Here is an 11,281-nt window from a genome sequence, read left to right on the forward strand (position 1 = left end):
TCAGCCTGTCGAGGTGTTACGCGCCGACCTTGAAGCGGGCGAAGTCGGTCAGGGTCAGACCGGCGTCGGACGCGACCTTGGCGACGGACAGCTTGTTGTCCTTCGCGTAGTCCTGGTCGAGCAGGGCGACCTGCTTGAAGAAGGCGTTCACACGGCCTTCGACGATCTTCGGCAGGGCGGCCTCGGGCTTGCCCTCGTTGCGGGAGATCTCGGTGACGATCTCGCGCTCCTTCTCGACGTCGGCCTCGGGCACGGCATCGCGAGTGAGGTACGAGGGGTTGGCGAACGAGATGTGCTGCGCGATGGAGCGAGCCGTTTCGGCGTCGTCACCGGTGTAGGCGAGCACCACGCCGACCTGCGGGGGAAGGTCCTTGCTGGTCTTGTGCAGGTAGACCTCGAACTTATCGCCCGAGATGGTGCGGACGCGACGCAGTTCGACCTTCTCGCCGATGATCGCGGCCTCGTCGGAGATCAGCTGCTCGACGGTCTGGCCGTCGGCGTCGGCGGCGAGGGCGGCCTCGACCGAGTCGGCGCCCGCGGCGGCGGCCGCGTCGACGACCTTGTCGGCGAGAGCGATGAAGCGCTCGTTCTTGGCGACGAAGTCGGTCTCGCAGGCGAGCTCGAGCAGCGTCACGGAACCGTTGTTCTCGCGAGCGACGACGAGGCCCTCGCTCGTGGAGCGGTCAGCGCGCTTGGCGTTGCCCTTCGCACCCTTGAGGCGCAGGATCTCGACGGCCTTCTCGACGTCGCCGTCGGCCTCTTCGAGAGCCTTCTTGGTGTCGACCATGCCGGTGCCGAGCTGCTCGCGCAGCGCCTTGATGTCGGCGATCGTGAAGTTTGCCATGGTGTGGCGTCTCCTTGTCGTATGCGTTCTTGATAAGAGCTCGGCGGGGCCGTGGCGCCGCACCTCCACAGGAGGTACGGTCACGACCCCGCCGGATCGTAGCCTGTGCGGGTGACGTCGCGGTGACGCGAACGTCGCGCTGCTTACTTGCTGTCGGCGGCCTCGGCGTCGGCGACCTCGGCGGCGGACTCGCCCGCCTCGGCGGCGACGGTCTCGTCGTGAGCCTCGGCACCGGCCTCGTCGGCAGCCGACTCGGTCGCGGCCTCGGTGGTCTCGGCGTTGGTCTCGAGGAGCTCGCGCTCCCACTCGGCGAGGGGCTCGGCGGCCTCGTCTTCACCGGCGGGCTGGTGACGCTGGATGAGGCCCTCGGCGGCGGCGTCGGCGATGATGCGCGTCAGCAGGCTGACCGAACGGATCGCGTCGTCGTTGCCGGGGATCGGGTACTGGAACTCGTCGGGGTCGGCGTTCGTGTCGAGGATGCCGATGACGGGGATGCCGAGCTTCTTGGCCTCGTCGACCGCGAGGTGCTCGCGCTTGGCGTCGACGACCCAGATGGCCGAGGGGGTCTTCTGCAGGTTGCGGATACCACCGAGCGACTTGTGCAGCTTGTCGAGCTCGCGCTTCTTGAGGAGGAGCTCCTTCTTGGTGAAGCCGCTCTCCGCCGGGTTCTCGTAGTCGAGCTCCTCGAGCTCCTTCATGCGGGCGAGGCGCTTCGACACCGTCTGGAAGTTGGTGAGGAGGCCACCGAGCCAGCGCTGGTTCACGTAGGGCTGGCCCACGCGGGTCGCCTGCTCGGCGAGGACTTCCTGCGCCTGCTTCTTGGTGCCGACGAAGAGGATGGTGCCGCCGTGCGCGACCGTCTCCTTGACGAACTCGTACGCCTTGTCGATGTAGCCGAGCGACTGCTGCAGGTCGATGATGTGGATGCCGGAACGCTCGGTCAGGATGAAGCGCTTCACCTTCGGGTTCCACCGGCGGGTCTGGTGTCCGAAGTGAACGCCGCTGTCGAGCAGCTGGCGGATGGTGACGACGGCCATGGTCGTACTCCTGTTTCTGGGCGCTCGGGCGCCGTGGTTGTGGTTGATCGCGCCGGACGAGTCGTCCGACGAGCCTGGTGCCCGGCGCACACCCGCCAACCGCCGGAGCGGAGGACCATGGGGTGTGGATGCCACGCGATGCGCTGTCCCGAAGGACGGCGCGCTGCGCTCTGGGCACGCGGAGTCATCCCGAATACACGAGATGCGTCTGCCAGTGTACAGGACGGGCATCGGAGACCGCTCGCCCTGGCAGCTCCTCCCCCACGGCGTGTTTCGCCGATTCGTCCCCATTCCGCGGCTTCCGCGCCATCGACGACCGCCGCCCCGGCGACACTGACCCCATGTGGCGTTCACCTCTCCGCTCGGTCTTCGCGGCGATCGCGATCGTCGTGTCCGTGATCTGTCCGGCGGCTGCGGTCTCGGCGACGGATGATCTCGCGCAGCGCGGCTGGGTGTGGCCGGTCGACGAGGTGCAGCTCGTCCGTCGTTACGAGGCACCCGCCCACGCGTACGGACCGGGTCACCGCGGTGTGGACCTTGCGGCGGGCTCATCCGTTCGAGCACCGGCGGCCGGCCGCATCGCGTTCGCCGGGATGGTCGCGGGCCGACCTGTCGTCACGATCGACCACGGCGACGGTTTGGTGACGACTCTCGAACCGGTCACGACGGAGCTGGCTGCGGGAGACGCCGTTTCGCGGGGATCGCCGGTGGGTGCCGTCGTGGCGGGTGGCCACACCGCGCCGGGGATCGTGCACTTCGGCGTACGGCTCCATGGGCAGTACATCAATCCCCTGCGCCTCTGGGGTGGCGTCCCGCGAGCGGTGCTCCTGCCGTGCTGCTGAAGCCCGACGCGGAGCTCGTCTCAACCGATCTGGTTGTCGCGACCCTCGACCACGCGGTCGCCGACGCCCCCGCCGGCGGTCACGGTATTGTTCTGACCGCGGACCGCGACGGACGAAATCGCGCCCACCGCGGTGACCCGGGTTCTGTCACCGCTCAAATCGACGCTGCCGATCGTCCCCGCTGAACTGATCGCACCGTCGTTGCCCTGCACCGAGACCGCGCCGATCTCGGCGGCGTCCACCCGGACGCGGTCCCCCGCGATCATGAGGGAGCCGATACGCGCAGCCGTCGCATCGACGGTCAGCGCGCTTCCCGAGACCGATAGCGCGGCGCACGCCCCCTCGACGCGCACGGTCTTCTCGCTCCCCGAAATCGATGCGGACTCTCCGTCGGCGCAGGTCACCCCGTCACCGTCCGTCGTGCCGCCATTGCCCGTGCCGCCATTGCCCGTGTCGCCGTTACCGGTCCCGTTGTTCGAGGACGCGGATTCCGCGGGCACCGGGGTCGACGCAGTGAACGACGGGCTCGCGGGGACCACCGACGGGGACGGAACGGTCCCCGCGGGGTGTGTCGCGCCTGCCCCCATCCCCGGGGGCAGGCGAGTGACGGTCGGCTGTGGCGCGAGCGCGCAGCCCGTCAGCAGCGCGACGAGAACCCCTGCCGCCAGCGCGACGCTTCGCGCACGTCCCCGTCGATTCACTCTTCCACGGTACGGCTGGCGGTGGGGCGGGCGCTAGCTGTCCCGACCTCTGCGAGTTCCGCGCCGGTCTCGGCCGTCCCAGCTGACGCGGCACGTGACGGACACGGGTCGATGGGCAGGCCGCTGGCGCTCGCCCGTCGGTGAGCGCAGACAGGACGCGAGCCCGCGGCGCATCACGCGGCGCGCGGCAAGAACTCGCCGGAAGTTCAGGCGCGCGGGTGCGCGAGCCGGTAGGCCTCGCGTAGTCGCTCACCCGAGACGTGGGTGTAGATCTGCGTCGTCCCGAGACTCGCGTGCCCGAGGATCTCCTGGACGGTCCGCAGATCTGCGCCGCCGTCGAGAAGGTGGGTGGCCGCGGAATGTCTCAAGGCGTGCGGACCGAGCGCCTCGGCTCCCACTGCAGGGCCGACGACCCGTGACACGAGCGCATGGACGGCACGCGGGCCGAGCCGCGCGCCCCTCGCACCGATGAACACGGCGCGTCCGGCCCCGCCATCGTCGCGCGCGCTCAACACGGGCCGACCGCGCACGAGGTAGGCATCCAGTGCGCGCGCGGCGGGGAGGCCGTACGGAACGACTCGCTCTTTGTCTCCTTTGCCGCGCAGTCGCAGGGTGCGATTGTCACGGTCCACGTCGTCGAGGTCGAGTCCGCACAGCTCCGACACGCGCGCGCCAGACCCGTACAGCATCTCCAGGACGGCGTGATCGCGAAGCTCGAGAGGATCGCCGGTCTCGGCGCGGGTTGCGGCGCTCGCGAGAACCTCGTCGAGAGCCGAACTCGTCGCGACGACGGGCAGGGTCCGCCCCCGTTTCGGGGCGACGAGGCGAGCCGACGGGTCGAAGTCGATGAGGCCCTCGTCTCGCGCCCACGAGAAGAAGGCACGGACGGACGACGTCCGTCGAGCGGCGGTTGCTTTGGACAGGCCGGTGGTCGTCGCCTCCCACTGCCATTCGCGGAGCATCTCGATGTCGAGGTCGGCCAGCTCAGGGTCGCGCGTCGAGCGCACCAGGTCTGCGAGGTCGGATCGGTACGCGCGAACGGTGGCCGGTGAGAGTCGGCGCACGGTCGCAAGGTGCGACAGGAACGCCTCTGCGGCGGCGGAAGAGCGCATGACTCCAGATTGCCCCCGATCGCTGCCGAGGGGTGACAGGGCGCGCGCGGACTCCTCGTCGAACGGTGATTCCCGGCGGCCCGCGTCGTGGGCAAGTGCACACCGACGCCGCACGGACTCGCGTCACTCGCGCACCGCACGCCAGCCTCCGTCGTCGTCCCGCACCACCCGCCCCTCGAGCTCGGCGAGTCCGAGGTGAGTCTGCGCCTCTGCCACCGAAAGTCCGCTGCGGCGCGCGATGTCGTCCGTCCGCCGCCCGACGCGCGGGGAGAGAGCGTCGAAGATGCGAGTTGTCTCGTCCGTCCGCCCCTCGTCCGGAGACCCCCCGGGAACCTGTGTCATCGACACGTCGCCGAGCATCTCGCGAACGTCCTCAGCCGAGGTCACGCACACGCCGCCGTACTCCCGCAGGATGCGATGGCACCCCGCTGATGCCGCCGAGGTGACGGGCCCCGGAACCGCCCCCAACGCTCGGCCCAGAGTCGCCGCGTGCGCCGCGGTGTTCAGTGAGCCGCTCCTCCATCCGGCCTCCACCACGACCACGGCGTCCGCCATCGCGGCGATGAGGCGGTTGCGCGCGAGGAACCTCCACTTCGTGGGGCTCGATCCGCACGGGGTCTCGCTCCAGACCGCGCCGGATACGGCGATCCGTTCGAGCAGCCCTTCGTGCCCGCGCGGGTACGCCCGATCAACTCCCCCCGCGAGGAAGGCGACCGTCGTCGCGCCCGTCGACAGCGCCGCCCGATGAGCGGCCCCATCGATCCCATAGGCCGCCCCGGAGACGATCGCGACCCCGGATGCGCCGAGTTCGGCGGCGAGATCTGCGGTCACCCCCTCGCCGTACGGCGTCGCCGCGCGCGCACCCACGATCGACACGGCCGATGCGAGGGGGTCTCGGACGCTCCCCCGCACCCACAGTGCGATGGGAGCGTGGAAGCCGAGGTCGTCGACACGCGACGGCCAGTCGGGATCGCCGGGCACCACCAGGCGGGCCCCCGCTCGTCGAGCGCCGTCGAGAGCGGATCGGACGGCCGCGGGGCGCAACCTCGGCGACCACCGCGCGCGGGCCGCCGCCCACTCGTCGTCCGTCGGCGTCGCGGCCGTCCGCAGAGCCTCCACGGCGCCGACGGCGGTGATCAGCGCCCCCGCTGCGCCGTCCCCCGGCTCGGCGATGACGTTCCAGATCGTGCGTGCATATGCCTCGCATTCCATCCCGGCCACCACACCCGAGATGCCGGTGAGCGCAGCACGAGCTGCCTCGGGAGACAGATCGGGCAGGCTCACGCGCTCATCCCCCGCCGGAGGTACAGCGCCCGCCCGATGTCGTCCACCGTGATTGCGTCGTGACCAGCGATGTCGGCGACGGTCCACGCGACGCGGAGCAGGCGGTCGTACCCGCGCAGGGTCAGTGCGCCGCGTCGCAGCGCGGTATCGAGCGGGCGGAGCACGTCGACGGATGGAGACGCGGGTCCTCTCAGCCACGTCCCGGGAGCGTCCGCATTCCGCGACCAGGGGGTGTCCGCCCAGCGTCGGGCAGCGCGCTCCCGCGCGTCGGCGACGATGGCCCTCGCCTCACGAGTCGTGATGGTCGCGGTCTCGGTGCCGCGCCTCGCGGCGGACACCCGTTGGAGGCGCAGATCGATGTCGATCCGATCGAGCAGAGGGCCGGAAAGGCGGCGCGTGTACCGACGGATCGCCTGGGGCGGGCATTCGCAGGAACCGCCGGGAACGCCGTACTGCCCGCACGGGCAGGGGTTGGTCGCGACCACGAGTTGGAATCGCGCGGGGTAGGTCGCCGCCACACCCGAGCGATGAAGGTGGATCTCCCCACTCTCGAGCGGCTGGCGCAGGGCATCGAGGACCGAGGCGGGGAACTCTCCGCCCTCATCGAGAAACAGCACGCCCTCGCTCGCACGGGCGATGGCCCCCGGCCGCACGATGCCGGACCCGCCCCCGATCAGTGCCGCAGCGCTCGCGCCGTGGTGGGGGCTCTCGAACGGCGGGGTCCGAGACAGGCGTACGACGGTCTCACCCGAGAGCGAGCGAACGGAGGCCACCGATAGCGCTGCCTGGTCGTCCAGGTCGGGAAGGATGCCGGGGAGTCTGCGCGCCAACATCGTCTTGCCTGCCCCCGGTGGACCGCTCATCAACATGTGGTGCCCGCCGGCGGCAGCGACCACCAGCGCGTCCACCGCGTCGGTTTGTCCGACGACGTCGGCGAGTTCGAGCGCCGGAGCGTCGCGGGCCGGCGGCACCGTAGGAAGGACCGGCTCGAGGTCCGCGGCGTCGCACGAGCCGCCGTGCCACCGCACGACCTCGGCGAGACAGCCGGCGGCACAGACCTCCATTCCCTCGACGAGGTCCGCCTCGCCCGCGTTCGCGGCGGGGACCACCACGCGCCGATGACCGGCCCTGCGGGCGACCATCACCGAGGGAAGGACGCCGGGCACCGGGCGAAGACGCCCGTCGAGCCCCAGCTCGCCGATGTGCACGGTCGCGGAGACGCGGGCGGCATCCATCGATCCCGTCGTCGCGAGCGCGGCCACCGCGATGGCGACATCGAAACCCGAGCCGCGCTTGGGCAGGCTGGCCGGGGAGAGATTGACGGTGATCCGACGCTTGGGAAGGTCGAGTCCGCGGTTCGCACACGCGTTGCGGACCCGGCGACCGGCTTCGCCCAACGCCTTGTCGGGGAGACCGATGATCGAGAACTCCGGGGTCTGCTGCGACAGGTCGGCTTCGACCTCCACGAGGTCGCCCCGGAGGCCTGATAGTGCGACCGCCCAGGTACGGGCGACGGTCACAGGGCATCCTCGAGATGCTCGAGCCGCGCGGTCGACGGATCCGGCCCCGTCACCGCGATCGCGTCGAGCCGCAATCGACGACCGCGTGCCTCCTCGGGGTGCTCCGCCATCCACGCCATCGCGAGGCGCCAGAGTCGAGCGGCCTTGCGCGCGTCGATGGCGTCGAAAGGGTGACCGAACGCCTCACTCGTCCGTGTCTTGACCTCGATGACCACGAGCGCCCCGTGGTGATCCGCGACGATGTCGATTTCGCCCTGCGGACATCGCCAATTGCGATCGAGGATGAGATAGCCGCTACTGCTGAGGTGCGCGACGGCGCGGTTCTCACCGGCTCGTCCGAGTTCGTCTTTCGCTGCCATGCCCGAGAGCGTGACAGCCGCGGCCGGTCGCCGTGAGGGGGGAAGGCGCTTTCGGTGGAGGAGTCAGCGATTCACCGTATTGGGGAGGAGAGCCCCGCCGTGATCCTCAGTTGTCGAGCGAGAGCTCTTCGGGCAGCTGGAAGTCGCGACGCGAGAGCTCTTCGACGTTCACGTCCTTGAACGTCAGCACCCGCACGGACTTCACGAACCTGTCGGCCCGGTAGATGTCCCACACCCAGACGTCCGACATCGAGATCTCGAAGTAGAAGTCGTGCTCGGTGTCGCGGCGGACGACGTTGACATCGTTGGCCAGATAGAACCGGCGTTCGGTCTCGATCACGTACTGGAACTGCTGCACGACGTCGCGATACTCGCGGTACAGGGCCAGTTCGAGTTCGCGGTCGTAATCCTCGAAGACGTCGTCATCCATGGTCTCTCCATCCTAGGCGCGCATGGTCGCGCAGGTCGCACGGCGTCGACGACCCGGGCGCGTCCTGGCCCGCAGCCGACGTCCAGCCTCGTCTCGTCCGCGAAGCGAAGCAGTCAGAACAGCGTGGGGGCTGCGGCGATCGCCCAGGAGTGCCGGTGGTGCACGCTCATGCCGTGCGCCGAGATCGCCTCGCGGTGATCGAGGCTCGCGTAGCCCTTGTTGCGCGCCCAGCCGTACGCGGGCAGGTCGTCGTGCAGATAGGTCATGACGGTGTCACGGGCGACCTTGGCGATGACGGATGCCGCAGCGGCGCTCGCGCAGTCACGGTCGGCCTTGACGATGGGCTGGACGCGCAGGCCGCGCTCCCCCGCCGGGGTGATGTAGTCGTGGTTCCCATCGAGAATGACCAGCGCGTCTTCGGGGACGACACCGTGCGCGCGAAGGTCGGCTATCGCCCGGACGGCGGCGAGCCCGAGGGCGCGGATGATGCCGATCTCATCGATCTCGTCAGAGCTCGCCCACCCGACGGCACTGTGCTGGACGAAGGCCGCCGCGCGGGCTGCCACCTCGGGCCGGCGCGCCTCCGGGACGAGCTTCGAATCGCGCAGCCCGGCCGGAACGCGCTTGCGCGATCGCGCGGGATCGATCACGGCGGCGCCCACAGCCACCGGCCCCGCGAGCGCTCCGCGTCCGACCTCGTCGCACGCGATGATCAGCGCGTGCTCTTTGAGCATGCGCCGTTCGAGCGTCAGCGTGGGTTCGATCACGGGGTCGCCTCCGGGGCGGGCACCCCCGCGAAGACGTTGTGGTGGAAGTCGATGAGCCCGAAGCGCGAGAACGGCCAGGTGATCAGGAAGGCACGTCCGACCACGTTGTCGATCGGCACGAACCCCTGTCCGGGCTGATCCTGGTTGAAGCGGGAGTCCTTCGAGCTGTTCCGGTTGTCGCCGAGCACCCACAGCGAACCGGGGGGAACGGTGATGTCGTACGGAACGGGATTGGGGGCCGTAGCCCCGGGCGCGAGCTTCACGTACGGCTCGTCGAGGGGGACGCCGTTGACCGAGGTCTGCCCCAGGGCGTTGCAGCAGACGACATGGTCGCCGGGCGTTCCGATCACCCGCTTGATGAGGTGGTCATCGCTGTCGGGCGCCGAGAGGCCGAACAGCGACAGCACCCAATCCGCGCCCTCTTCCAGCGGTGGACGCGCGGGTTCGGTGTTCACCGGCAGCCAGCCACCCGGATCGCGGAAGACCACCACGTCGCCGCGCGAGTACTGCCCGAAACGCGGCGTGAGCTCGTCAACGAGGATCCGGTCCTGCTCGATCAAGGTGTTGTTCATCGACGCGGAGGGAATGTAGAACGAGCGCACCACGAACGTCTTGACGAGGAACGAGACGACCAGGGCGATCAGGATGATCACGACGATGTCGCGCAGGAAGGCGCCCCATCCCCGTCGTCGACGGTCCGGAGAAGCGGATGCCGTGGCATCCGGGGTCGACGCGGTCTGGTCGCTCATGCAAGATCCTTCACCAGGCTCGCCGCACACCGGAGAACCCGCAGCAACAAGGGTCGCACATCGCACGCCCTGCGCCGGACGGCGTGACCATGAAAACGCCGAACGCCCCGTGACGGAGCCACGGGGCGTTCGAGAGAGTCGACTCAGCGGTCGCGCTTCTCCTTGATCTTGGCCTTCTTGCCGCGGAGGTTGCGCAGGTAGTACAGCTTGGCGCGACGCACGTCACCGCGCGTGACGACCTCGATGTGGTCGATCACGGGGCTGTGGACCGGGAAGGTGCGCTCGACGCCGACCTGGAAGCTGACCTTGCGGACGCAGAAGGTCTCGCGCACGCCGTCGCCCGAGCGGCCGATGACGACGCCCTGGAAAACCTGGATACGCGAGCGGTTGCCTTCGGTGATGTTGACGTGCACCTTGACGGTGTCGCCGGGGGCGAAGGCGGGGATGTCGGAGCGGAGCGAAGCCGCGTCGACGGAGTCGAGGATCTGCATGATCATCACTTCCTGCGACCGCCACAGGTCGATCGCACGATAAGAGGGAAAAAGGTGAGGCGTGCCCGAGGCCGCGGATGCGGCGGGACTCCCCTGAGGCAGAGCCGGTCAGGGCACAAACGCCTATTCTGCCATGCCCCGCGAGCCGCACCAAACCGGCTCAGTGCCCCGGTCGGTTCTCCGGCACCACGATCACGTCGCCGACGGTCCGTGGGCGCGGCGGCTCGGACGTCGGGGGAATGTACGCGGTGCCGTCCTGCGCGTGCAGAACGGTCACCGAACCGCGCGCTTCGTTCCACAGCTGCGACAGCGACGACCAGAAGAGCACGAGCGCACCGACCACGCTGAGGGCCAGCAGAGCGAGGAACAGCCGCGCGTCGTAGAAGCCCAACGCGACGATGACGAGGTGCCAGAGACCGAGCCCGGCGATGTCGCGCCAGCCGGCGGCGCCGCTGAGCCTCACGCTGGCCCGCGCGCGGACCAGCAGCGTGAGGAGGATCTCCGAGACGAACACGGTCGGGGCCGCGATCAGCAGCCAGAGCAACGCCCACCCGCTTCCGCCGGCGAACACGATCCACCCGACGAAAAGCCACAGCGGCAGAACGAAGGCGGCAGGGAACAGCCATCGGAGGAACACTCGGCGAAGCACCATGGAGCGAGGCTACGCACCGTCACTGTGCAGCGCCTATGAGTGAGGAAGGCGTGCGACGGGCGGACGGGCGGGATCGGGGAGAATGGTCGGTGACGAAGGGAACCACCGATGATCGAACTGCGCACCCCTGCCGAGATCGAGGCGATGCGCCCGGCCGGCCGATTCGTCGCCGAGGTGCTGGCGACGTTGCGCGACGAGACCAAGGTGGGCACCAATCTCCTCCACCTCGATCGCCGCGCGCACGACATGATCCGGACCGCCGGGGCGCAGTCCTGCTACATCGACTACCACCCGTCATTCGGGGCGAGCCCGTTCGGAAAGGTGCTGTGCACCTCGATCAACGATGCGGTGCTCCACGGCCTCCCCCACGACTACGTGCTGCGCGACGGTGACCTCGTGTCGCTCGACTTCGCAGCATCCGTCGACGGATGGGTCGCCGACTCGGCCGTCTCGTTCGTGGTCGGCACTCCCCGCGACGAGGACCTCGCTCTCA

At 69.6% G+C, this 11,281-nt stretch carries 14 protein-coding genes; 2 read left to right on the forward strand and 12 right to left on the reverse strand.

The genetic code is table 11. From position 1 onward, the window contains the following. Positions 1-16: 16 nt before the first annotated feature. Together tsf and rpsB are read right to left on the reverse strand one after the other, a co-directional pair. Entirely contained in the window at positions 17-844 is an 828-nt protein-coding gene (gene tsf / locus P2P98_RS16370) for a translation elongation factor Ts (protein ID WP_275801315.1), read from the reverse strand. A gap of 143 nt (positions 845-987) precedes the next feature. Continuing rightward, the gene (gene rpsB, locus P2P98_RS16375; protein WP_275801317.1) at positions 988-1,881 is read right to left on the reverse strand and encodes a 30S ribosomal protein S2; all 894 of its coding nucleotides are present in this window, start codon (positions 1,879-1,881) and stop codon (positions 988-990) included. Positions 1,882-2,222: 341 nt separating this feature from the next. Here rpsB and P2P98_RS16380 point away from each other — a divergent pair, with 341 nt between their 5' ends. Next, the gene (locus P2P98_RS16380; RefSeq protein ID WP_275801319.1) at positions 2,223-2,723 is read left to right on the forward strand and encodes a M23 family metallopeptidase; all 501 of its coding nucleotides are present in this window, start codon (positions 2,223-2,225) and stop codon (positions 2,721-2,723) included. 20 nt (positions 2,724-2,743) lie between these two features. Here the strand turns inward: P2P98_RS16380 and P2P98_RS16385 are convergent, their stop codons facing one another. The 10 genes from P2P98_RS16385 to P2P98_RS16430 all read right to left on the reverse strand — a co-directional run bounded on the left by P2P98_RS16385 (position 2,744) and on the right by P2P98_RS16430 (position 10,788). After that, positions 2,744-3,223 carry a DUF3060 domain-containing protein gene (locus tag P2P98_RS16385; RefSeq protein WP_275801322.1) on the reverse strand — a complete coding sequence of 160 codons (480 nt, stop codon included), beginning with the start codon at positions 3,221-3,223 and terminating at the stop codon, positions 2,744-2,746. A 407-nt stretch (positions 3,224-3,630) separates the two neighbouring features. Beyond that, entirely contained in the window at positions 3,631-4,536 is a 906-nt protein-coding gene (locus P2P98_RS16390; RefSeq protein WP_275801324.1) for a tyrosine recombinase XerC, read from the reverse strand. 123 nt (positions 4,537-4,659) lie between these two features. Then, positions 4,660-5,820 (reverse strand): DNA-processing protein DprA, encoded by a 1,161-nt coding sequence (gene dprA, locus P2P98_RS16395; protein WP_275801326.1) that lies wholly within the window; start codon positions 5,818-5,820, stop codon positions 4,660-4,662. Continuing rightward, positions 5,817-7,340 (reverse strand): YifB family Mg chelatase-like AAA ATPase, encoded by a 1,524-nt coding sequence (locus P2P98_RS16400; protein WP_275801328.1) that lies wholly within the window; start codon positions 7,338-7,340, stop codon positions 5,817-5,819. The genes dprA and P2P98_RS16400 overlap by 4 nt, the downstream gene beginning before the upstream one ends. Next, on the reverse strand, positions 7,337-7,699 hold the full coding sequence (locus P2P98_RS16405; RefSeq protein WP_275801330.1) for a YraN family protein: 363 nt from the start codon (positions 7,697-7,699) through the stop codon (positions 7,337-7,339). Before P2P98_RS16405 ends, P2P98_RS16400 begins: the two co-directional genes overlap by 4 nt. Before the next feature lie 106 nt (positions 7,700-7,805). Beyond that, positions 7,806-8,129, reverse strand: a complete 324-nt coding sequence (locus P2P98_RS16410; protein WP_013586353.1) for a DUF2469 family protein — start codon at positions 8,127-8,129, stop codon at positions 7,806-7,808. 113 nt (positions 8,130-8,242) lie between these two features. Then, complete coding sequence (locus P2P98_RS16415; RefSeq protein WP_275801336.1) at positions 8,243-8,863, reverse strand: ribonuclease HII; 621 nt, start codon at positions 8,861-8,863, stop codon at positions 8,243-8,245. A gap of 29 nt (positions 8,864-8,892) precedes the next feature. After that, positions 8,893-9,645 carry a signal peptidase I gene (lepB, locus tag P2P98_RS16420; RefSeq protein ID WP_275801333.1) on the reverse strand — a complete coding sequence of 251 codons (753 nt, stop codon included), beginning with the start codon at positions 9,643-9,645 and terminating at the stop codon, positions 8,893-8,895. Between the two features lie 143 nt (positions 9,646-9,788). Continuing rightward, a complete protein-coding gene (rplS, locus tag P2P98_RS16425) occupies positions 9,789-10,136 on the reverse strand; it encodes a 50S ribosomal protein L19 (protein ID WP_058597687.1) in 348 nt (115 codons plus the stop codon). A gap of 160 nt (positions 10,137-10,296) precedes the next feature. Further along, on the reverse strand, positions 10,297-10,788 hold the full coding sequence (locus P2P98_RS16430; RefSeq protein ID WP_275801334.1) for an MFS transporter permease: 492 nt from the start codon (positions 10,786-10,788) through the stop codon (positions 10,297-10,299). A gap of 108 nt (positions 10,789-10,896) precedes the next feature. Here P2P98_RS16430 and P2P98_RS16435 point away from each other — a divergent pair. Further along, positions 10,897-11,281, forward strand: a 385-nt coding sequence (locus P2P98_RS16435; RefSeq protein WP_275801335.1) for a M24 family metallopeptidase, incomplete at its 3' end; no start/stop codon positions are given.

It is taken from the genome of Microbacterium sp. Kw_RZR3 (genome assembly GCF_029222405.1).
GTDB lineage: Bacteria > Actinomycetota > Actinomycetes > Actinomycetales > Microbacteriaceae > Microbacterium.

Coding starts and splice junctions, on each gene's coding strand:
- tsf (WP_275801315.1), bottom strand. CDS start 844: ATGGCAAACTTCACGATCGCCGACATCAAGGCGCTGCGCGAGCAGCTC.
- rpsB (WP_275801317.1), bottom strand. CDS start 1,881: ATGGCCGTCGTCACCATCCGCCAGCTGCTCGACAGCGGCGTTCACTTC.
- P2P98_RS16380 (WP_275801319.1), top strand. CDS start 2,223: ATGTGGCGTTCACCTCTCCGCTCGGTCTTCGCGGCGATCGCGATCGTC.
- P2P98_RS16390 (WP_275801324.1), bottom strand. CDS start 4,536: ATGCGCTCTTCCGCCGCCGCAGAGGCGTTCCTGTCGCACCTTGCGACC.
- lepB (WP_275801333.1), bottom strand. CDS start 9,645: ATGAGCGACCAGACCGCGTCGACCCCGGATGCCACGGCATCCGCTTCT.
- P2P98_RS16405 (WP_275801330.1), bottom strand. CDS start 7,699: ATGGCAGCGAAAGACGAACTCGGACGAGCCGGTGAGAACCGCGCCGTC.
- P2P98_RS16430 (WP_275801334.1), bottom strand. CDS start 10,788: ATGGTGCTTCGCCGAGTGTTCCTCCGATGGCTGTTCCCTGCCGCCTTC.
- rplS (WP_058597687.1), bottom strand. CDS start 10,136: ATGCAGATCCTCGACTCCGTCGACGCGGCTTCGCTCCGCTCCGACATC.
- P2P98_RS16415 (WP_275801336.1), bottom strand. CDS start 8,863: ATGCTCAAAGAGCACGCGCTGATCATCGCGTGCGACGAGGTCGGACGC.
- P2P98_RS16410 (WP_013586353.1), bottom strand. CDS start 8,129: ATGGATGACGACGTCTTCGAGGATTACGACCGCGAACTCGAACTGGCC.